Source organism: Litoreibacter arenae DSM 19593 (genome assembly GCF_000442275.2).
GTDB lineage: Bacteria > Pseudomonadota > Alphaproteobacteria > Rhodobacterales > Rhodobacteraceae > Litoreibacter > Litoreibacter arenae.
In genome coordinates, this window is sequence record NZ_KE557306.1 from 345,156 (window position 1) to 365,964 (window position 20,809).

Annotated in this window: 18 protein-coding genes; 13 read left to right on the plus strand and 5 right to left on the minus strand. The window is 60.0% G+C overall.

Going from position 1 to position 20,809, the window contains the following annotated elements; all coding sequences use genetic code 11:
* Positions 1-105 precede the first annotated feature (105 nt).
* Together THALAR_RS01800 and THALAR_RS01805 are read left to right on the plus strand one after the other, a co-directional pair.
* Positions 106-2,106 carry an acetyl-CoA carboxylase biotin carboxylase subunit gene (locus THALAR_RS01800; protein WP_021099758.1) on the plus strand — a complete coding sequence of 667 codons (2,001 nt, stop codon included), beginning with the start codon at positions 106-108 and terminating at the stop codon, positions 2,104-2,106.
* A 6-nt stretch (positions 2,107-2,112) separates the two neighbouring features.
* Complete coding sequence (locus THALAR_RS01805; RefSeq protein ID WP_021099759.1) at positions 2,113-2,691, plus strand: hypothetical protein; 579 nt, start codon at positions 2,113-2,115, stop codon at positions 2,689-2,691.
* Positions 2,692-2,810: 119 nt separating this feature from the next.
* Here the strand turns inward: THALAR_RS01805 and THALAR_RS01810 are convergent, their stop codons facing one another.
* Positions 2,811-3,161, minus strand: coding sequence for a DUF4174 domain-containing protein (locus THALAR_RS01810; RefSeq protein ID WP_322786908.1), 351 nt, complete (start codon positions 3,159-3,161; stop codon positions 2,811-2,813).
* A gap of 373 nt (positions 3,162-3,534) precedes the next feature.
* On the opposite strand from THALAR_RS01810, the gene THALAR_RS01815 reads away from it, so the two are divergent.
* The 6 genes from THALAR_RS01815 (at position 3,535) to THALAR_RS01840 (ending at position 11,142) form a co-directional block, all read left to right on the plus strand.
* Positions 3,535-4,404: a hypothetical protein gene (locus THALAR_RS01815; RefSeq protein ID WP_021099761.1), complete on the plus strand. Its 870-nt coding sequence runs from the start codon at positions 3,535-3,537 to the stop codon at positions 4,402-4,404.
* Positions 4,367-6,502, plus strand: coding sequence for a methylmalonyl-CoA mutase (gene scpA, locus THALAR_RS01820; RefSeq protein ID WP_021099762.1), 2,136 nt, complete (start codon positions 4,367-4,369; stop codon positions 6,500-6,502). The genes THALAR_RS01815 and scpA overlap by 38 nt, the downstream gene beginning before the upstream one ends.
* Entirely contained in the window at positions 6,499-7,008 is a 510-nt protein-coding gene (locus THALAR_RS01825) for an MAPEG family protein (RefSeq protein WP_021099763.1), read from the plus strand. The genes scpA and THALAR_RS01825 overlap by 4 nt, the downstream gene beginning before the upstream one ends.
* Positions 7,009-7,140: 132 nt before the next feature.
* On the plus strand, positions 7,141-8,220 hold the full coding sequence (locus tag THALAR_RS01830; RefSeq protein ID WP_021099765.1) for an AI-2E family transporter: 1,080 nt from the start codon (positions 7,141-7,143) through the stop codon (positions 8,218-8,220).
* A gap of 4 nt (positions 8,221-8,224) precedes the next feature.
* The gene (locus THALAR_RS01835) at positions 8,225-8,896 is read left to right on the plus strand and encodes a P-loop NTPase family protein (RefSeq protein ID WP_021099766.1); all 672 of its coding nucleotides are present in this window, start codon (positions 8,225-8,227) and stop codon (positions 8,894-8,896) included.
* Positions 8,897-8,976: 80 nt separating this feature from the next.
* Positions 8,977-11,142: an RNA degradosome polyphosphate kinase gene (locus THALAR_RS01840; protein ID WP_021099767.1), complete on the plus strand. Its 2,166-nt coding sequence runs from the start codon at positions 8,977-8,979 to the stop codon at positions 11,140-11,142.
* On the opposite strand, the gene THALAR_RS01845 is transcribed toward THALAR_RS01840, so the two are convergent.
* Positions 11,139-12,182, minus strand: coding sequence for a YeeE/YedE family protein (locus THALAR_RS01845; RefSeq protein WP_021099768.1), 1,044 nt, complete (start codon positions 12,180-12,182; stop codon positions 11,139-11,141). The genes THALAR_RS01840 and THALAR_RS01845 overlap by 4 nt on opposite strands.
* A gap of 244 nt (positions 12,183-12,426) precedes the next feature.
* Here THALAR_RS01845 and THALAR_RS01850 point away from each other — a divergent pair, with 244 nt between their 5' ends.
* On the plus strand, positions 12,427-13,989 hold the full coding sequence (locus tag THALAR_RS01850; RefSeq protein WP_051153552.1) for a Ppx/GppA family phosphatase: 1,563 nt from the start codon (positions 12,427-12,429) through the stop codon (positions 13,987-13,989).
* A gap of 39 nt (positions 13,990-14,028) precedes the next feature.
* Here THALAR_RS01850 and THALAR_RS01855 read toward each other — a convergent pair whose 3' ends face one another.
* Positions 14,029-14,424, minus strand: a complete 396-nt coding sequence (locus THALAR_RS01855; RefSeq protein WP_021099770.1) for a cupin domain-containing protein — start codon at positions 14,422-14,424, stop codon at positions 14,029-14,031.
* A 275-nt stretch (positions 14,425-14,699) separates the two neighbouring features.
* Here THALAR_RS01855 and proS point away from each other — a divergent pair, with 275 nt between their 5' ends.
* From proS to THALAR_RS01875, 4 genes are all read left to right on the plus strand, one after another.
* Positions 14,700-16,052 (plus strand): proline--tRNA ligase, encoded by a 1,353-nt coding sequence (proS, locus tag THALAR_RS01860; protein ID WP_021099771.1) that lies wholly within the window; start codon positions 14,700-14,702, stop codon positions 16,050-16,052.
* A 157-nt stretch (positions 16,053-16,209) separates the two neighbouring features.
* Positions 16,210-16,887, plus strand: a complete 678-nt coding sequence (locus THALAR_RS01865) for an FkbM family methyltransferase (protein WP_051153553.1) — start codon at positions 16,210-16,212, stop codon at positions 16,885-16,887.
* 30 nt (positions 16,888-16,917) lie between these two features.
* Positions 16,918-17,823 (plus strand): glycosyltransferase family 2 protein, encoded by a 906-nt coding sequence (locus tag THALAR_RS01870; protein WP_040817002.1) that lies wholly within the window; start codon positions 16,918-16,920, stop codon positions 17,821-17,823.
* Positions 17,820-18,668 (plus strand): glycosyltransferase family 25 protein, encoded by an 849-nt coding sequence (locus tag THALAR_RS01875; protein ID WP_040817004.1) that lies wholly within the window; start codon positions 17,820-17,822, stop codon positions 18,666-18,668. Before THALAR_RS01870 ends, THALAR_RS01875 begins: the two co-directional genes overlap by 4 nt.
* A gap of 54 nt (positions 18,669-18,722) precedes the next feature.
* Here THALAR_RS01875 and THALAR_RS01880 read toward each other — a convergent pair whose 3' ends face one another.
* Both THALAR_RS01880 and THALAR_RS01885 read right to left on the minus strand, forming a co-directional pair.
* Positions 18,723-20,288 (minus strand): alanine/glycine:cation symporter family protein, encoded by a 1,566-nt coding sequence (locus THALAR_RS01880; protein ID WP_021099775.1) that lies wholly within the window; start codon positions 20,286-20,288, stop codon positions 18,723-18,725.
* Positions 20,289-20,298: 10 nt separating this feature from the next.
* Entirely contained in the window at positions 20,299-20,736 is a 438-nt protein-coding gene (locus tag THALAR_RS01885) for a universal stress protein (protein WP_021099776.1), read from the minus strand.
* Positions 20,737-20,809 lie beyond the last annotated feature (73 nt).

The window sequence follows — 20,809 nt, forward strand, 5'->3', positions numbered from 1 at the left end:
CATCTGACAACCAGACCAACGGGGTCGGGATGCGCACAAGCGCGCCCCGGCCCTTTTTGATTCAAGACCCCCGGCCAGCAGGCCGGGCAAGAGGGGACTGACCACATGTTCAAGAAAATCCTGATCGCCAACCGCGGCGAGATCGCCTGCCGTGTCATCAAGACCGCCCGCAAGATGGGTATCAAGACGGTTGCGATTTACTCTGATGCCGACGCGCAGGCGCTGCATGTGCAGATGGCGGACGAGGCGGTGCATATCGGCCCGGCCCCTGCCAACCAGTCCTATATCGTCATCGACAAAGTCATGGCCGCGATCAAGGAAACCGGCGCGGAGGCCGTGCATCCGGGCTACGGCTTCCTGTCGGAGAACGCCAAGTTTGCCGAGGCTTTGGAGGCTGCGGGCGTGGCCTTCATCGGGCCGCCCAAGGGCGCAATCGAGAAGATGGGGGACAAGATCACCTCCAAGAAGATCGCCCAAGAGGCGAAGGTGTCGACCGTGCCGGGACATATGGGGCTGATCGAGGACGCGGAAGAGGCGGTGAAGATTTCCAAGGAGATCGGGTATCCTGTGATGATCAAGGCCTCTGCGGGTGGCGGCGGCAAGGGGATGCGGATTGCGTGGGACGACGATGGCGCGCGGGAGGGGTTTCAGTCCTCCAAGAACGAGGCCGCGAGTTCCTTTGGTGACGACCGGATTTTCATCGAGAAGTTCGTCACCCAGCCGCGCCATATCGAAATTCAGGTGTTGGCGGACGCGCATGGCAATTGCATCTATCTGGGCGAGCGGGAATGCTCGATTCAGCGCCGCCAGCAAAAGGTGATTGAGGAGGCTCCATCGCCGTTTCTGGACGAGAAGACCCGCAAGGCGATGGGAGAGCAGTCCTGCGCTCTGGCGCAGGCGGTGGGCTATACCAGCGCGGGTACCGTGGAGTTCATCGTCGATGGCGACCGCAACTTCTACTTCCTTGAGATGAACACCCGCTTGCAGGTGGAACATCCCGTGACTGAGCTGATCACGGGTGTTGACCTGGTCGAGCAGATGATCCGCGTCGCCTATGGCGAGAAGCTGAAGTTGAAGCAGAAAGACATCAAGCTGAACGGCTGGGCGATGGAGTCGCGGCTTTATGCGGAAGACCCGTATCGCGGCTTTCTGCCGTCGATCGGCCGCCTGACCCGCTACCGCCCACCGGAGGAAAAGCACACGGACAAGGGCGCCGTGCGCAACGACACGGGCGTCTACGAGGGCGGCGAGATTTCGATGTATTACGACCCGATGATTGCCAAGCTCTGCACGTGGGGGCCGACCCGTGCGGACGCGATAGAGCATATGCGCGTGGCCCTGGACAGCTTCGAGGTGGAGGGCATCGGTCACAACCTGCCGTTCTGCGCCGCCGTGATGGACCACCCGAAGTTCGTGTCGGGCGATATCACCACGGCGTTCATTGAGGAAGAATACCCCGACGGGTTCGAGGGTGTGGAGCTGTCCCAAGAGACCTTGGCCCGCATCGCGTCCTCGGCCGCTGCCATGCACCGCGTCGCGGAGATTCGACGCGCGCGGATTTCAGGCACGATGGACAACCACCGGCGCAAAGTGGGCAAAGATTGGGTAGTGACCCTGCAAGGCGTCAGCTTCGAGGTGAAGATCAAGGCCGACAAGAAGGGCGCCACCGTCAAGCATGTGGACGGCACCAAGCACCGGGTGACGTCGAAATGGACGCCGGGCCAGAGCTTGGCCAAGCTGAAGGTGGACGGCAAAAAGCTGGTGCTGAAGACCGAGAAGATTTCGGGCGGGTTCCGGATGCGGCATCGCGGGGCTGATCTGAAGGTCCATGTGCGCACCCCACGTCAGGCTGAATTGGCCGCGCTGATGCCCGAAAAGCTTGCGGCGGACACATCCAAGTTGCTGCTCTGCCCGATGCCGGGGCTGATCGTCAAAGTCGACGTGAAGGTCGGGGACGAGGTGCAGGAAGGTCAGGCGCTTTGCACCGTCGAGGCGATGAAGATGGAGAATATCCTGCGGGCGGAACGCAAGGGCAAGGTCTCCAAAATCAACGTGGATGCAGGTGAAAATCTGGCCGTGGACGAAATTATCATGGAGTTCGAATAACCCGCGATGGCCGTTCTGGATGATATCATCGACCCGAGGGTGCAGCAGGCGATTGTCGGCGGACTCTTCTTGGCGTCGGGGTGGATCTATAACGGCTACCGCAACCGCAAGCGGGAGCGGCGCCGGCGTCTGGAGAAGATGCAGGACGTGCAGACCGCGCTGATCGCTGAGATCGACCATTACGTCTTGGCGCTTAAGCAGTTTGACCTGACAGCCAATTGGCGCAGGGTCGTTGGCGGGATGGAGGACGATGACAGCTACATTCCCGTCGTCCCGAGCGAGCGCAATGACACCGTCTTTACGGCGCTCGTCGCGGACATCCATCTTCTGCCGGAACCTGTAATTCAGCCTGTCGTGGGCTATTACAATCAGGTGTTCGCTGTCGATGCCATCATCGACGACTTGCGGTCCGATCTGTTTCGGGAAATGGATCAGGTGCAGCGCATAGGCATGTATACGGACTATATCGCCCTAAAGCAGGAAGCGCTTGCGCGTGGAGAAACGGCCCTGCGCGCGTTACGCGTCAGCACGGGCCGAGAGCCTAACCCTAGTAGCCGGGTCGCGGACCCGTCTGACCAGTCATAGGGGGAGGAGATTTTGGCGTTCTGGACATATCACTCACCTCTTGGTCTGCTGGATGGGCACCATGCCGATCCTGTCCTTAATATAGGTGCCTTTGTGTTAATGCGCAATGAAGCACACGATCAATCGTTCAATTCAGCGTCTTGTGCCGCGCGCCTGTCTTTCAGTTCCTGCCGACGCAACGGCATCTTGTCGATGGCGCGGGTGATTTCGCGCACGTCCCACGGGGAAGGTTTGCGCAACTCCACTTCGCCGTCCTTGCCGACCAGCACCATCATGAAGCCGCGCGGGCGAAGTTTGAGACGAATGTCGGACGGGTTTTTGGGGTCGGTATCGACCAAGATCACCACTTCGCGGTCGATCAGGGGGGCTGGTCGCTCCACCAGAAGCTCGATCTGGCGGATGAAGCGCGGGTCAGCGGGCGTGTCCGCAAAGACGACTACGGCGCGCTTGAGCCAAAGAAAATCGCTCAAATTCGCGTCAACTGCTTCATATGGACCGATTGCCAGAGGGTCTAGAAGCACGTTTTCCGGCAAGCTCGTGGCGGTGCCTTGCGTGGCAAAAAATGCAGATAAAACAAATGGTATAGCGTGTTTCATGAAGGCTCCCTCTGCCCCTAATATAGGGGGCAATTACGGGAATGGAATGGCGCTTTTGTGCACAAATACGCCAGCCAGACGCATTAAGCCGTTTGTTAGCCTTTGGGCGCAAAAAGGTTGCTCTAGCCGGACACATGGGGCGTCCGGTGATCTGGGGGCTGTTTTTGTGGAAATTTGTTTACATTTGGGGGCGCACCGGACCGGCTCGACCAGTTTGCAGATGCTGCTTGCCGGACAGCGACCGGCTATGCGGTGTGCATCGGTCGCCTATTGGGGGCTGGAGCGGACGCGCGGCGGATTGCTGGCGGGGTTGGTCAAGAACCCGGCGACGCTGACACCTGCGGACAGACGTCTGGGAGAGCGGTCCTGCGGTCGGTTGCGGATGGAATTCGCGCGGCTGGAGCAGGAAGGCGCACGACGGCTGGTCTTGAGCGAAGAGAACCTGATTGGCACGATGGCGCAGAATCTGGATGCGGTGCGGCTCTATGGTCAGGTCGGGACGCGTCTGGCGCGTCTGGCCCCTGCTTTCGAGGGGCGCCGCGTTAGTATTGCACTGGCCATCCGCGCCTACGACCTGCACTGGGCCTCGCAACTGGCATTTCGGATCAAGGCGGGGGCGATGCTGCCTGCCGCAGATGATCTCGACCGGCTGGTGACCCAACCGCGCCGCTGGCGCGACGTGATCGGCGATATTGAGGCGGCGTTTCCCGATGCGAAGATCGTCGTCTGGCCGTTCGAGGGGTGGGCCGCCAACCCTGCGCCGTTGCTGGGCGTCCTTGCCGGGCGCGACGTGGCGCTTGCGCCGATGGCGAAAATACACAAAGCCAACGCCTCTGCCACGGCGGTGGAGCTGGCGAAGATCGCCGCCGAGCGTGGCGATCTGGACAGCGCAGTGCGGCTTGCCTCTGCGGGCAAGGGCACGCGCTACATGCCGTTCGACGCCGCGCAGGCATGGAAACTGCAAGAAGATTACCGCGCGGATATCGCTTGGCTGCAAGCCGATGCGGGTCCGCGTGTGACCTACCTCAACCCGACCGAAGGCACATTCGGCGGGTCAGACATGACAGAAGGAAGCCACCATGACGGACAAGAAAAAGGCGTGGCAAGCGCGCGCTGAGAAAGAGTTGCGGGGCCGCCCGCTGGAAGATCTGACCTGGGACAGCCCCGAGGGCATTGCAATCCAGCCGGTCTATACCGAGGAGGACGCAACCGGATTAGAGCATATGGGGTCCATGCCGGGCGAGGGGCCGTTCACCCGTGGCCCGCGCTCGACCATGTATACGGGGCGTCCATGGACGATCCGGCAATATGCGGGGTTCTCGACGGCGGAGGAGTCGAACGCCTTTTACCGCAAGGCGCTGGAGGCGGGGCAGCAGGGTGTCTCGGTCGCGTTCGATCTGGCGACGCACCGTGGCTATGACAGCGACCACGAGCGTGTTGTGGGTGATGTCGGCAAGGCCGGTGTGGCGATCGACAGCGTCGAGGACATGAAAATCCTGTTCGACGGCATCCCGCTGGACAAAGTGTCCGTGTCGATGACCATGAACGGCGCGGTGATCCCCGTGCTGGCGTCGTTTATCGTCGCGGGAGAAGAGCAGGGCCATGACCGCGCGGTGCTGTCCGGCACCATCCAGAACGACATCCTCAAAGAGTTTATGGTCCGCAACACCTATATCTACCCGCCCGAGCCATCCATGCGGATCGTGTCGGACATCATCGCGTTCACCGCGTCGGACATGCCGAAATTCAACTCGATCTCGATCTCCGGCTACCATATGCAGGAAGCCGGCGCGAATTTGGTGCAGGAACTGGCGTTCACGCTGGCCGACGGTCGCGAATACGTGCGCGCGGCGATTGCCAACGGCATGGACGTGGATGCGTTTGCGGGACGGCTGTCGTTCTTCTTCGCCATCGGTATGAATTTCTTCATGGAAGCCGCCAAGCTGCGCGCGGCGCGGTTCCTGTGGCACAAGATCATGAGCGAGTTTAACCCCAAGAAAGAAGGCTCCTTGATGCTCCGGACGCATTGCCAGACCTCTGGCGTGTCGTTGCAGGAACAAGACCCCTACAACAACATCGTGCGCACGGCCTATGAGGCCATGTCGGCGGTGCTGGGCGGCACGCAATCGCTGCACACGAACTCGTTTGACGAGGCCATAGCGCTGCCCACCGCGTTCTCGTCGCGGATCGCGCGGAATACGCAGTTGATCTTGCAGAACGAGACCAAGGTCACCAAGGTCGTCGACCCGCTGGCGGGGTCATATTACGTCGAAAAACTCACCGCCGATCTGGCGGATGAGGCGTGGAAAATCATCGAAGAGATCGAGGAAATGGGCGGAATGACCAAGGCCGTGGCCTCCGGCATGCCTAAGCTGCGCATTGAGGAAGCTGCCGCGCTGCGTCAGGCGCAGGTGGACCGTGGCGAGGAAGTGATCGTCGGCGTCAACAAGTTCCGCTTGGACAAGGAAGACCCGATCGACATTCTGGATGTGGACAACGTCGCGGTTCGTTTGAGCCAGATTGCGCGGCTCGACAAGATCAAGGCCACGCGGGACCAAGCAGCTTGCGATGCGGCCTTGGCGGCGTTGGAAGAGGGCGCAAAATCCGGTGAAGGAAACCTTCTGGCGCTGGCGGTGGACGCCGCGCGGGCACGGGCAACTGTTGGAGAAATCAGCATGGCTATGGAAAAAGCATTCGGCCGCCACCGTGCGGAGGTGAAGACTTTGGCAGGCGTCTACGGCGCGGCCTATGAGGGCGACGAGGGCTTCGCCGCGATCCAGAAAGACGTGGAGGACTTCGCCGAGGAAGAAGGCCGCCGCCCGCGCATGCTGGTGGTCAAGATGGGGCAGGACGGGCATGACCGTGGCGCCAAGGTGATCGCCACGGCGTTTGCCGATATCGGCTTCGACGTGGATGTGGGGCCATTGTTCCAGACGCCGGAAGAGGCCGCGCAGGATGCGGTGGACAACGATGTGCATGTCATCGGGATCAGCTCTCAGGCGGCGGGACACAAGACCCTGGCACCCAAGCTGGTAGAGGCTTTGAACGCCGCCGGTGCCGGTGACATTCTGGTGATTTGCGGTGGGGTGATCCCGCAGCAGGATTATGACTTCCTCTACAAGGCAGGCGTGAAAGCCATCTTCGGGCCCGGAACGAACATTCCCGAGGCGGCGAAGGACATTCTTGCGCTGATCCGCAAGGCACGCGCGGCGTGACCAAGCGGGCGCTCATTCTTGCGGGGATGGGCGCCGGTACTCTTTGGGCGCTGGTAACAGTGCCGCTGGCGCGCGCGGTAACGCATGCGGTGAAAATGCCTTTGCTGGACGCGTTGTCGCTAGCGTTCTTGCCCTGCGGTGTGGTGCTGCTGGCGATGATCGGTCGCCTGGCACAGCGGAGGTTCTTCGATGACGCCATAATCGACGGGGAGGCGTTTCGCGCCGAATCCCCCGCAGACATCGACCAGCGCGTGTTACGCAACACCGTGGAGCAGGGGATGCTCGCCGTCTTGCTTTGGCCGCTCATCGGGTCGGTGCTGGGGGGAGGTGCGGTGTTGTTTCTTGGCGCATCCTTCGCGGTGACGCGAGTGATGTTCTGGCTGGGCTATCACATTTCGCCGCCATTGCGCGCCTTCGGATTTGCGGCGGGGTTTTATCCGACGATCACGCTGTTGATTGCTGCACTGGTCATCGGCGTCGATCAGGGCAGGTTCGCGTTGCCGTGATCCCGTGGGGCTTTGGCCGGATAATCCCACGGCGCAGGCGCGGCATCGTCGCCATGTTTTTCGCCTATCGGCCAGCCCAGCCTTGAAACCGCCGTCTCCATAGGTCACATCTACGCTCAAACAGGGGGCTACATGGCGCTACCGATCGGCCAACAGTTCAGATATTGGGGCATTGCGGCAGCGGTGGCCATGATTGCGTTATGGTTTCTGGGCGACGTCATTTTGCCCTTTATCGTCGGCGGCGCTATCGCCTACGGGCTTGACCCTTTGGCAGACAGGTTGGAGCGATGGGGCGCCAGCCGGGTGGTCGCCACCTCCATCATCAGCGTTTTTGCGATTTTGATCTTTGTCCTGATGGCCGTTCTGATCGTTCCCATGATCGTTAACGAAGCTGTCGAGCTGTTCGAGAGCGCGCCTGAATTGTTTGCCAGATTGCGCGACTTCCTTTCAGAGAGGTTTCCCGAGCTTGGCGATGCGGAATCGACGTTGCGGCAGTCACTGGCCTCAATCGGCAAGACGATTCAGGAACGTGGCGGAGAATTCGCCAAAGGCGTATTTTCCTCGGCGCTTGGCGTCATCAACGCGGTTGTGTTCATCGTTGTCGTGCCGGTTGTGGCCTTCTACATGCTGCTCGACTGGGACAATCTGATCGCCAAGATCGACACGCTGCTGCCACGCGATCACGCCCCTCGAATCCGGCAAATTGCAAAGGATATTGACACGACGCTGGCAAGTTTCGTGCGCGGCCAGCTTACGGTCTGCACCATTCTGGGTGTATTCTATGCAGTCGGGCTGATGCTTGTCGGGCTTCAATTCGGTCTTGTGATCGGGTTCATTGCGGGTTTGATCTCGTTTATTCCGTATATCGGTGCGGTGGTTGGCGGGGTTCTGGCCGTGGGGCTGGCGCTGTTCCAGTTCTGGGGCGAGCCGTGGATGATCGGCGCGGTCGCCGCCGTGTTCGCGGCGGGACAGTTCCTTGAGGGCAACATTCTGACGCCCAAGCTGGTTGGCGAAAGTGTCGGGCTGCATCCGGTCTGGCTGATGTTCGCACTGTCGGTCTTCGGCTCGCTGTTTGGTTTTGTGGGTATGCTTGTTGCGGTTCCCGTTGCCGCCGCTTTGGGCGTGTTGGCGAGGTTTGGAACCGAGCAGTACCGCAAGAGCCTGCTTTACCGCGGGCTGGATCGCGATGACGTCGCTGAGGGGCCGGAATAGGCTCATGCCCGAACAACTGGCTTTCAGTTTGCCCGCCAAAGAAGCGCTCGGGCGCGAGGATTATTTTGTGTCCGACGCGAACGCCATGGCGGTCGCCGCTGTCGAGGCATGGGAAAGCTGGCCGCTTCGCAAACTTGTGCTGGTCGGGCCTACTGGATCAGGCAAGACCCATCTGGCGATGGTCTGGGCGCGAGAGACTGGTGCGGCCGTGGTCGACGCTCAGGATTTGAACGATCCAACCGGGTTGGCGCAGGGGCCTTTGGTGGTCGAAGACCTCGACCAAATTACAGGGGATCGCGCGGCGGAGACTCAAGCATTCCATCTGCATAACCTGATGCAAGAGGCCGGGCATCCGCTTCTGGTGACCTCGGCGATTGCGCCTGCGCGGATGGATTTTGCCCTTCCCGACCTGAAAAGCCGGATGGAAGGCACTTCGCTTGCGACGCTGGAGGCGTTGGACGATGCGCTTTTGATGGCGCTGGTGATGAAGATGTTTGCGGATCGCCAGATTGCGTTGAAACCCGATCTGCTGAGCTACATCCTGCCTAGGCTGCCGCGCAGTTTCGATGCGGTGCGCGGCTTCGTGGAGGCGATGGACGCGCGGGCTTTGGCCGAAAAACGCCCGATTGGCAAAGGGCTGGCTCGGGATGTTCTGGCGCAGATTTCGGCGGAGTAGCGCGGCCGCACTGGACAGTTCGACCGCTTACGCCCACATTCGTCTCTGTGATGTTACATTCCCAACCCAAGAAGCAGCCTATGTCCGGTGCCGATTTTCTGACCGCCGATTACCCCGAGCCTGTGGAGATCGAGGCAGAGGGTCCGGCCCGTTTTTTCAACCGTGAGCTGAGCTGGCTTGCGTTCAACTGGCGCGTGCTGGACGAGGCGCAAAACCCGCGCGTGCCGTTGATGGAGCGGGTGCGGTTCTTGGGGATATCCTCCACCAACTTGGACGAGTTCTACACCGTTCGCGTGGCAGGCTTGCGTGAGTTGGCGAATGCAGGCAACCGGACGCCGTCCTCTGACGGCCGCACGCCTGAAGAACAGTTGGTTTTGATTAACCTGAACGCCCGCGCCCTGATCAACAAGCAGGACGAGGTCTGGGAAGCACTCAAGGACGAGATGGAAACCAGCGGCATCTGGCTGTTGGACGCGGCGGACCTGACCGACGAGGACCGCACGTTTCTGGACAGCTACTTCATGTCGAACGTGTTTCCCGTCCTGTCGCCTCTGGCGATCGACCCGGCGCACCCGTTCCCCTTCATCCCCAACGCAGGTTTCTCGCTGGCGTTGCAACTGGAACGCCCCAGCGACGGGCGAACATTGCAAGCACTGCTGCCGATACCCGCACAGATCGAGCGCTTCATCTCGATGCCTTGTGAGGCGGGCCAGCAACGCTACTTGCCGATGGAACAGCTGCTGATGCTCAAGATCAGGGAGATGTTTCCGGGCTACGAGGCCACCGGCCATTGCGCCTTCCGCCTGCTGCGGGATAGCGATCTGGAGGTGGAGGAGGAGGCCGAAGACCTCGTGCGAGAATTCGAGGTGGCGTTGAAGCGCCGCCGCCGTGGCGAGGTGGTGCGGCTGAAGGTCAGCTCCGGCGCGCCGCCGAAGCTGCGCAATCTGGTGATGAAATCGCTGGAAGTGACCGAGACCGACGTGGTGGAAATCTCGGGGATGATCGGGCTGGCGGACCTTGCAGAATTGGTCTCCGCCGCGCCGCCGGACTTGCTGTGGCCGCCGTTCAGCCCCCGCGTGCCGGAACGGGTGCAGGACAATGACGGGGATATGTTTGCCGCGATCCGCCAGAAGGACATGCTGCTGCATCACCCCTACGAGAGTTTCGACATGGTGATCCGGTTTCTGGCGCAAGCCGCGCGGGATCCTGACGTCGTGGCGATCAAACAGACGCTCTACCGGACTTCGAACGAGAGCCCCATCGTGGACGCGCTCTGCGAGGCGGCGGAAAACGGCAAGTCGGTAACCGCGCTGGTGGAGTTGAAAGCCCGCTTTGACGAGGCGGCCAATATCCGTCAGTCACGCAAGCTGGAACGCTCCGGCGCGCATGTGGTCTACGGGTTCATCAACTACAAGACCCATGCCAAGATCAGCACCGTGGTGCGCCGCGAAGGCAATACGCTGGTCACCTACACGCATTACGGCACCGGCAACTACCACCCGATCACCGCGCGGATATATACCGACCTGAGCCTGTTTACCTGTGATCCGGCTCTGGGGCGCGATGCCACCAAAGTTTTTAATTATATCGGCGGATATGCCCAGCCCGAGCATCTGGAGAATCTGTATCTGTCGCCAACGGGAATGAAGCAGAAGCTGATCAAGATGATCGACAAGGAGGCCGACTACGCCGCCGAAGGCAAGCCTGCGGAGATATGGGCCAAGATGAACGCCGTGGTCGAGGCGGATGTGATCGACGCGCTGTATCGGGCCTCTCAGGCGGGGGTGAAGATCAGCCTCGTGGTGCGGGGCATCTGTGCCGTGCGACCGGGTATCAAAGGCTTGAGCGAGAACATCCGCGTGAAATCCATCGTTGGTCGGTTTCTGGAACATTCCCGCATCGTGTGCTTTGGCAACGGGCACGGGCTGCCGTCCAAAAAGGCCAAGGTCTATATGTCATCGGCAGACTGGATGGGCCGGAACCTGAACCGTCGCGTGGAGACGCTGGTGGAGATCACTAACAAGACGGTGCAGGCGCAGGTGATGAGCCAGATCATGGCGGCCAATCTGGCCGATACCGCACAAAGCTGGGTGCTTTCGCCGGACGGCTCTTACGTGCGGGCGGATGTGGAGGGGCAGGACAACCCGTTCAACTGCCACCGCTTCTTCATGGAGAACCCGTCGCTATCAGGGCGCGGGTCAGCAGGGGCAGGGGACGTGCCCGAACTGACCCATACACCGGACTAGGCTGGAACGGCGACAGGCGTGGACGAAAGCACGCGGCTCGTGGCCCACGCGCCCGCGATTATGCTTGCCAGCGCGATCAGCGCCGCGACGCTCAACGCGGCGGAGCCGCTGAGCCCCGCGCCGACTGTGCAGCCACCTGCAAGGACTCCGCCGAAGCCCATAAGCACTGCGCCAGAGGCATAACGCGTCGTCTCTGCGGGATTGGCGAAGGACACGGCCTGCAACTCGCCACGCACTGCCGCACTGACGAAACTGCCGGCAAAGATACCGCCGATAAATCCGGTGCCGAAGCCCGCCGGCACCGCTGTGGAGGCGATGACCCAGAACAACGTGTCGGCCCATGGCAGCGTGAAAGCCGCGGATTGAACGGCCAGCGGGTCGAACTCGTCAAACAGCAAGACGCTTGTGGTGGCCCAGCCTAAAACAGGAACAAGGCCGATGATGCCGCCCAACAGCACATGCTGCCAAGCAGGGCGGAAGCGCCAGATCAGCCATACGGCTGCGAGAACGGCCAGCGCGCCGCTTAGTGCAGCGCCGCCGGGAAGGTCAGCAAGTGAGGTGAACGGAAGTTCGACCGTGACGGAGCCCAAGGTAGTGCGCACGGGTGCAAGCACGCCTTTCAGCATGGCGTGGGCGGTGATTGCAAAGACCAGCAGCACCATGACCGCACGCAGGTTGCCGGTGGCGCTGAGGACCGTCAGGCGGGACACGCAGCCGCGCGTCAGGACCATGCCAGCGCCGAAGGCCGCGCCGCCGATGACGATGGCCGCAATGGCAAGGTCACTGGCCAGCAGGCGATGGTCTTCGATTGCGACCAAGCCGTAGAACTGCGCAAGTTGGAACGCCAAAATGGCCGTTGCGAAAGCGGTGACCCAAACCGCACCCGCGGTCCCGCGATCATCGCTGTCACCTGCAACTGCGCGGCGCAGGCAGAAGCGCGAGATTTGGGCGGCGACGCCAAAAACCAGGCCAAGGCCAAGCCCGAACAGCAATTGCAGGGTGCGGGCATCAAGGCCCCAATCATAAGTTTCCAGCAGCATGGTCGTTCTCCGAATGAATCGTACGCGGGATATCGGTCTAGATCGTGCACTGTCAAACGTGCAGATAGGGAAGAAATTTTCATAACCCAGCTCGTTTTAGAAAGTTGTTCTACGCAAGTCTGATGCTCATCATCAACGTAGCGGTGGTGGGCCGCTCTAGAGTTTCCGGTCCTTATCTCAGCGCAATTGCAGTTTCTGGAGCCGGTGGTCCTTTCGCATTGACGTGCCACCCTGCAAGCCGCCATTGTCCCGTAAACCGACGAACCGACAGCGGGACGAGCTTTTGGACGGATATCACGATGAAGACGGCCCCTTCGGGCGCCCCTTGTTCAACGACCCGAAAGCCAAGGCTCTCAAACGTGTGGGCGCCATTGACGTGGGCTCCAACTCGGTGCGGATGGTCGTATTTGACGGCGCGGCGCGTAGCCCCGCATATTTCTTTAACGAAAAAGTAATGGCCGGATTGGGCGCGGGCTTGTCGGAGACGGGCCATCTCAACCCCGAGGGCCGCGACCGCGCCTTGGCGGCGCTATGTCGTTTTTCACTTTTGGCGAAGGGGATGGGCGTGTCACCGATGACCTGCGTGGCCACCGCCGCTGTCCGCGACGCCGCCGATGGTGAGGACTTTCGCGCCGACGTCGCTCGGGAAACAGGGTTGAACCTGTGGGTCGCTGAAGGCAGCGAGGAAGCAAGGCTTTCCGCGCAGGGCGTGTTTCTGGGCTGGCCGACAGCGCGCGGGTTGATGTGTGACATCGGCGGCTCGTCGATGGAACTGGCGGAGCTTGGGGATGGCGTCGTCGGCAGGCGCGTGTCGTCCCAGATCGGCCCTTTGAAGCTGATGAGCATGAAGGGCGGGGCCAAGGCGCGCAAGGCTTTGATCGACGAGACCATCGACGACCTGCGTGAGCAGATCGACGGGGACTACGATACGTTGTTTCTGGTCGGCGGCTCCTGGCGGGCAATCGCACGGCTCGATATGGAGCGCCGCGGCTACCCTTTGAAGGTGCTGCATGAATACCGGATGACCGCGAAATCCATCCTGCAAACCGTCAAGTGGATTAGCGAATTTTCCGTGGATGAGCTACGTGCCATGACCGGCAACTCTGAGGCGCGAATGCGGCTTGTTCCGATTGCGTCTCAGGTGCTGAAATCGCTGATCTTGCGGTTCAAGCCCAAGTCCGTTGCGGTGTCCAGCTATGGTATCCGCGAGGGGCTTTTGTACGAGCAAATGCCGTTCGAGTTGAAGCGACGCGACCCATTGATCGAAGCCTGCCGTTACGACGAGGCGATGAACGCGCGTATTCCCGGCTTCGGCAAGTTCTTGTATCGCTTTATTGAACCGCTGTTCAGCAAGGCGTCGCCGGAGCGTATCCGCTTGGTCAAGGCCGCCTGTTTGCTGCACGATGTCAGTTGGCGGGCGCATCCCGACTACCGCGCAGAGGTGTGCTTCGACAACGCCACCCGCGCCAATTTCGGCGGGCTGGATCACCAGGGACGCATATTCCTTGGGGTAGCACTACTGCACCGCTACAAAAACTCCCGCGCCGGAACCCGCTTTCAGGAGCTGTTCGAGTTGCTGCCCGAGAAAGATCTGCGTGATGCGGAAGTTTTGGGCAAGGCTATGCGGTTCGGTGCCATGTTCTCGGTGCAACGGCCTGAACTTATGGGCCAGCTTAAGTGGCATCCCAAAAAACGGCTGTTGAAGTTGAAGCTCCACCCCGACACCAAAGCCCTGTTCGGAGAGGTCGCGCAGGCTCGCTTCGCCTCGCTTGCGTCGTCGCTGAACGCGGAGACGCTGGTTAGCTGACGGAGCCTACTTGGCCGGGGTTTGACGGGGACCGAGGGCTTACTCCGTTGTTTTCCCGTCAAAGTGCTCGTCAGACGCTTCGGCCTCTGCCTTGGTGGGGTGGAGGGTGCCATCCATATGTTCGGGCGGGCCATAAATCGTGTAAAGCCGCAAAGGTTCTGTCCCTGTATTGACCACGTTGTGCTTGGCTCCGGCGGGAACGATTACGCCGTCATCGGCTTTGACCGCATTTGCAACCCCGTCGATCCAGACCTCGCCAACTCCGGTTTCGAACCGGAAGAACTGGTCGTGCCCATCATGCACTTCCTCGCCTATATCCTCGCCTGGCTTAATCGCCATGAGCACCAGTTGAAGGTTCTTCCCCGTATATAGGACCTGACGAAAATTGTTGTTCTCTTCAGTCAGTAATTCGATGTTGTCTACAAAGCCCTTCATGGCGGGAGCCTCCTGTTTGTGTGGACTGGCGCCTCGATAAGAGGCGTCAGATTTGATCTTACATTACAGACCATTACGTGGGGTCTCATTAATCTTAATCAAGACGCGCTTCGTTGCGCCAAAAGCGCCCGCATGAGGGCTTGGGAGGACATTCGCGAAGCCCGTCAACTGTGTTGCCCGATCGTAAACGCTGAAAAACCGCGCAGCCCAACTTGGCAAGGGGCGGGCATTGGCGTAACTCGTGGGTAACCACTCATGAGAGAGATCCAGTACCCATGCGCATGTCCCGCTATTTTCTGCCCGTCCTGAAAGAAACACCGTCCGAGGCGCAGATCGTGTCGCATCGCTACATGCTGCGGGCGGGAATGATCAAGCAGGCCTCCGCCGGTATCTATTCGTGGCTGCCTTTGGGCTACAAGGTCCTGAAAAAGATCGAAAACATCGTGCATGAAGAGCAGGCCCGCGCAGGCCACCTGCCGATGTTGATGCCGACCATCCAGTCTGCCGACCTGTGGCGCGAAAGTGGGCGGTATGACGACTACGGCGAAGAGATGCTGCGCATCAAGGATCGCCATGACCGCGACATGCTGTTCACGCCTACTGCCGAGGAGCTGATCACCGACATCTTTCGCGCCCATGTCGGCAGCTATAAGGACTTGCCGCTGACCATGTACCAGATTCAGTGGAAATTCCGTGACGAGGTCCGCCCGCGCTTCGGCGTCATGCGGGGCCGCGAGTTCTACATGAAGGACGGCTACAATTTTGACCTGACCAAGGAAGACGCGTTGCACGCCTATAACCGTCACCTCGTCAGCTATCTGCGCACTTATGAGCGCATGGGATTGCAGGCAATCCCGATGCGTGCGGATAGCGGTCCGATCGGCGGCGACGACACTCATGAATTCCTCGTGCTGGCTGACACGGGCGAGTCAGAAGTTTTCTATGACAGCGCGGTGACCGACCTGACCTTCGGCGACCGTGACATTGACTATGACGACAAGGCGCAATGCGCCGGGGTGATGGAGGAATTCACCAACCTCTACGCCCGCACGGACGAAACCCATGACGAGGCGCTGTTCAACCAGGTCCCGGAAGAGCGCCGCAAGGTCGCGCGCGGCATCGAGGTCGGGCAGATTTTCTACTTCGGGACCAAGTATTCCGAGGCGATGAAAGCCACGGTGCAGGGGCCGGACGGAAAGCCCGTGCCCGTTCACATGGGCTCGCACGGCATTGGCGTGTCCCGCCTTCTGGGCGCGATCATTGAGGCCAGCCATGACGACAAGGGCATCATCTGGCCGGAGGGCGTCACACCGTTCCATGTGGGCATTGTCAACCTCAAGCAGGGCGATGATGAGGCGGATGCGGCATGCGAGTCGCTCTACACGGCACTGACCGCTCTGGGCCTTGAGCCGCTCTATGACGACCGCGACGAGCGGGCAGGGGGCAAGTTCGCCACCATGGACCTGATCGGCCTGCCATGGCGCATCACCGTCGGCCCGCGTGGGCTGAAAAACGGCGTGGTCGAACTGACTTCGCGGCGCACCGGCGAAAGCGAGGAACTGTCTCCGGAAGAAGCGGTGAAGAAAGTGGCGGCGATTTACGGCACCACGTCAGAGAAAGTCGTATAAAATGAGCGGATTAAGTGACGCTATCAAGGCATGGAACAAACGTCGCAGGCGCAAGCGTGGTGCTGTACGCACGACGCGACGAGTAGAGCGCGCGGCAGCAATGCCAAATTCCGTGCCATGGCCGGAGGTCGAAGCCTTGTTCGCTAAGTTTGCTCCCATGCAGACAGAGCACTCGCTAGTACGCATCGGTCCCGATTTCGACGGGGGATATCTTGTGCCTGACGATCTTGACGGGCTTGCGGCAGTGTTTTCTCCGGGTGTGTCGGACACGTTGGGCTTTGATCTGGAAATGGCCGACCGTGTGGAAGCCTGCTATCTGGCGGATGCGTCGATCGACCCGCCCGAGGGCATGACGTCGAACATGACTTTCGAGAAGAAATTTCTGGGGGCTCAGGACGGCGGTGATTTTATCACTTTGGACAGCTGGGTTGGTGCACGATCCGATGCGGGGCAGGACCTGCTGCTACAGATGGATATCGAGGGGGCCGAATATGACGTGCTCAACGCCGCATCCGACGACATTCTGTCCCGTTTCCGGATCATTGTGATCGAATATCACGACCTTGATAAGGTTTTCGATCGGGAGCAATTCGACAAAATGTCGGCCACCGTCACGCGTTTGGCAAAGACCCATGTTTTGTGTCACTTGCACAGCAACAATGTGGTCCCCAACTTTCACATCAAAGGTCGTGAGGTCGCCAGGCTCGTCGAGGCGACCTATCTGCGACGAGACAGGATCAAGGCAGCGACCAAACCTGCACAGGTTCCGCACCCATTGGACCAAAGGAACGTGGAGGAGAACGATGATGTGCCCACACCGTCCTTCTGGAAGTAAAGTCTTTCAACCCCGTTCAGTGTCATAATAGTGTCGGGTCCACCTAACCAGTTTGAACCTCCGCTGTTCTCTGTCGTCACGGTGACGTTCAACCTTGTAGAGGGCGGAAGATCAGCGTCCATCCGGCGGGCGGCAGAAAGCCTTTGGGCGCAGAACTTTCATTCCGTTGAACACATAGTTCAGGATGGCGGGTCGAATGATGGAACGCAGACGCTGCTTGGAGCTATCGTCGCAGACGCCTCGGATCATGTCCCGACCTATCTTGAAAGCGAACCGGACAAGGGGATTTACGACGGCATGAACCGCGCCGTCGCGCGCGCGAACGGGCGCTACGTTATCTTTTTGAACTCTGACGATTTGCTGGGCGAGCCGGATGCCCTTCAAAAGCTGGCGGAGCCCCTGAAGGCCGGAGATTGCGATTTTGCTTTTGGATTGACCGCGATGATTGATCCCGACACCGGGGCGCGAAAACTGCTTAGCAGACCTTCCCTGGAGGCGGTGCTTCAACGGATGCCTTTCGGTCATAACGCTACCGCGTTCCGGCGCGGCCTGTTCGACGATCTTGGCGGCCACGACCTGTCGTTTCCTGTCGCGAGCGACTACGATTTTGTCCTTCGAATGGTGGCGGCAGGGTCCAAGGGCGAACGGGTCGACGCTGTCGTGAGCCAATTCCTAAAAGGTGGCGCGTCTGCCAATGCCGAAGCCGTGCGACGGGATTATGCTGCGATCTGGGGCAAAGTATACGGCCCGTGGGTCGACCTATCCGGTGACGATCAGGCGACAAGGGAGCTTTGGCATAAGGCAGGTCACATGCCATTCCGAATACCTTTCGCGATTTGGCGAAACCGGCAACTCGCGCCCGGCATACGCAGAGCCGCTTGGCACAGTATGATGAAGTCACTGCGTAGAACACTCACGGGACGCGGGCTGCGATGACGTTAAACTATCTCTATATTAATCTCGATCGCGTCCCTGAACGTGCTGAGTTCATGGAACAGCAATTCAAAAGGATGGGTCTTTCCGGTCAACTGAAACGCGTGTCGGCCACGGATGCGCTCACGATGCCGCCCGAGCCGCGCTATCAACCCCATCGGTGGGGGCCGCGTTGGGAGTTGTCTAAATCCGAAGTCGCGTGTTTCATCAGTCACCGCCGATGTTGGGAAAAGATGCTGGCTGATGATCTGGATCATATCGTGGTGCTGGAAGACGACGTTTTTGTGTCCGAAGAGTTGGGCGCGGCGGTTGAGGATATTATCTCGCACAGTCCGAAGGATTTTGACGTGGTGAAACTGGACGGTGTGCCGCAGGTTTGTCTCTACGGTAAGATCATGCCAGTTGGCGGCGGGCGCCATCTGCGTGAGGTCTTGCAGGTGTCCGCCAGCGCCGCTTGCTATCTTGTGTCGCGTCGGGGGGCGGAACGGCTTGTAGTTGAGTCTGAGCAATTTTGCGATCATCTGGATGACTTCATCTTTAATCCCGCGTCCGGTCGAACGATCCTGCAACTGGACCCGGCCGTCGCCGTGCAGGCGATTTGGTCGGAACAGCCTAATATTGAAACCATTGGCGAGACCGTCAAGACGAGCGAGCGGACGCAGGATCCGAAGATAAACCCGCAGAAATCCAAAGGCCCCGTTTTGTATCGCTTGTTGAAAGATTTGAAGCGCAACGCTCGAAAGCTGTCACGGAAACTCTATCGTGACCGTGCGTTACTTGCTTCTGGTGGTTTGATCGGGACACCGCGATTGGCGGCGGATTTGGGGCAGTATAAAAAGCCTTTCTGATCCAGCGAAAAAGGGGCGCCCTGAGGCGCCCCTGTTCAGATTTATGACCGCTGCCTAGTGGACGAACTTCTTGATCTCGCCCGATTTCAGGCGAGCGCTGTAGGAGGCGAGCTCCTTGCGGACCAGCTTCATCAGGAAGTAGAGGCAGAAGATGTTGACCACCGCCATGGCGAAGATTGCCGCGTCGGAGAAGTCGATCACCGGCCCAAGCGAGGCCGCCGCACCGATCACGATGAACACGCAGAAGATCAGCTTGAACACCAGTTCAGTGGTTTTGCCTTCACCGAACAGATAGGTCCACGCTTTCAGGCCGTAATAGCTCCACGAGATCATGGTCGAGAACGCGAACAGGACAACGGCAATCACCAGCACGTAAGGGAACCAGCCGATGGCCGATCCGAACGCCGCCGACGTCAGGGCGACGCCGCTGTTGCCGTCCAAGGTCGCAATCGCATTGCCCGCTTCGTTGAGAACGTAGTTGCCCGTTGCCGGGTCGACGATCAGCTGCTGGGAGATCACGATGACCAACGCCGTCATGGTACAGATGACCACGGTGTCGATAAGCGGCTCCAGCAGGGAGACGAAGCCTTCCGTGATCGGCTCTTTGGTTTTCACCGCAGAGTGTGCAATCGCCGCAGAGCCGACACCTGCCTCGTTCGAGAAAGCGGCCCGTTTGAACCCTTGGATCAGCGCGCCGACAAAGCCGCCTGCCACGCCCAGACCGGTGAAGGCCCCTGCGAAAATCTGGCCGAAGGCCCAGCCGATTTTGTCGTAATTGACCAGCAAGATGATCAAGGCCGCGCCGACATAGAGGATGCCCATGAAGGGAACCACCTTCTCGGTCACAGCGGCAATGGATTTGACGCCGCCCACGATCACGGCGAAGACCACGCCTGCAAAGATGATGCCTGTGATCCAGCCGGGATACTCACCGACGATACCCGAGATCTGCGCGTGTGCCTGATTGGCTTGGAACATATTTCCGCCGCCCAAAGCGCCAAGGATACAGAAGACCGAGAACAATACCGCAAGGATTTTACCGCCTGGCAGACCCAGTTCGGTAAAGCCCTTGGAGATGTAGTACATCGGCCCGCCCGAGACGGTGCCGTCTGGGTATTCGTTGCGGTATTTCACGCCCAACGTACATTCGGTGAACTTGGACGCCATGCCCAGAAGACCCGCAAGGATCATCCAGAACGTGGCCCCCGGCCCCCCGATGCCTACGGCCACAGCGACACCGGCGATATTGCCGAGGCCCACGGTGCCCGAAAGTGCGGTTGCAAGTGCCTGAAAGTGGCTAACCTCGCCTGCGTCATTCGGGTCGGAATAGTCGCCCTTCACCAAGGCGATCGCATGGCCGAAAAAACGGAACTGTACGAACGCAAAATAGGCAGTAAAGACCGCCGCGCCGACGACAAGCCACATGACGATCCATGGAAAGGGCTGCCCCATTATGTTGAAGGGCAGCGGCGCGAAGATGAAGTTGACGAACGGGCCTGTGGCAGTCGCGAACGCCGCGTTCACGCGCTGGTCGAGGCTTTGCGCCTCCTGTGCCAAGGCAGGAGCGGCAGACGCCGCCAGCAATGCGGCGGATGCCGCGAATTGGGTGATACGTGTCATGTCAGCCCCCTTAGTTGACGACCGTGACGGGCACGCTGGCCTCCATCACGAGGTTGGCGGTCGAGCTGCCGAAGATGCGCTTGGACAGGCCGGATTCAGTAGAGCGTGCAACGATGATCTGCGACGCACCCGCTTCCTTTGCGATGTCATTGAGCGTGTCGGCGACGTTGCCGTGCCGAACCTTACCGGTGGCAGACAATCCGCTATCGGTCAGCGCTTTGACCGCCGGGGCCACGACGCGTTCCTGCGCAGTGGAGATTTCCTCTTCCCGGCGCTTGTGCCGCTGCGCGTTTTCCTCCGCCGTCTGGAAGGAATAGGGCGACCATTCAATAACATAGACCACCAGCAGCTCACACGAGCCAATCTGCGCGGCGAGGGTTTTGGCGAACTCGAGCGCACGCTCACCAGAGCTGTGCCCGTCGAGGCCGACTACCAATTTAGTTGACATATCTGTCTCCCGTTTCGATCGCCCTTGACTATTCCTGCGCGTCGGCGAGAGACCTGTGGCTTCTGCGTTGAAG

Bases quoted from the DNA above. Each gene is read 5' to 3' on its own strand.
- THALAR_RS01835 (WP_021099766.1), top strand. From the start codon at position 8,225: ATGCCCGAACAACTGGCTTTCAGTTTGCCCGCCAAAGAAGCGCTCGGG.
- THALAR_RS01880 (WP_021099775.1), bottom strand. From the start codon at position 20,288: ATGACACGTATCACCCAATTCGCGGCATCCGCCGCATTGCTGGCGGCG.
- THALAR_RS01885 (WP_021099776.1), bottom strand. From the start codon at position 20,736: ATGTCAACTAAATTGGTAGTCGGCCTCGACGGGCACAGCTCTGGTGAG.
- THALAR_RS01855 (WP_021099770.1), bottom strand. From the start codon at position 14,424: ATGAAGGGCTTTGTAGACAACATCGAATTACTGACTGAAGAGAACAAC.
- scpA (WP_021099762.1), top strand. From the start codon at position 4,367: ATGACGGACAAGAAAAAGGCGTGGCAAGCGCGCGCTGAGAAAGAGTTG.
- THALAR_RS01800 (WP_021099758.1), top strand. From the start codon at position 106: ATGTTCAAGAAAATCCTGATCGCCAACCGCGGCGAGATCGCCTGCCGT.
- THALAR_RS01830 (WP_021099765.1), top strand. From the start codon at position 7,141: ATGGCGCTACCGATCGGCCAACAGTTCAGATATTGGGGCATTGCGGCA.
- THALAR_RS01875 (WP_040817004.1), top strand. From the start codon at position 17,820: ATGACGTTAAACTATCTCTATATTAATCTCGATCGCGTCCCTGAACGT.
- THALAR_RS01815 (WP_021099761.1), top strand. From the start codon at position 3,535: ATGCGGTGTGCATCGGTCGCCTATTGGGGGCTGGAGCGGACGCGCGGC.
- THALAR_RS01840 (WP_021099767.1), top strand. From the start codon at position 8,977: ATGTCCGGTGCCGATTTTCTGACCGCCGATTACCCCGAGCCTGTGGAG.
- THALAR_RS01865 (WP_051153553.1), top strand. From the start codon at position 16,210: ATGCAGACAGAGCACTCGCTAGTACGCATCGGTCCCGATTTCGACGGG.
- THALAR_RS01845 (WP_021099768.1), bottom strand. From the start codon at position 12,182: ATGCTGCTGGAAACTTATGATTGGGGCCTTGATGCCCGCACCCTGCAA.
- proS (WP_021099771.1), top strand. From the start codon at position 14,700: ATGCGCATGTCCCGCTATTTTCTGCCCGTCCTGAAAGAAACACCGTCC.
- THALAR_RS01805 (WP_021099759.1), top strand. From the start codon at position 2,113: ATGGCCGTTCTGGATGATATCATCGACCCGAGGGTGCAGCAGGCGATT.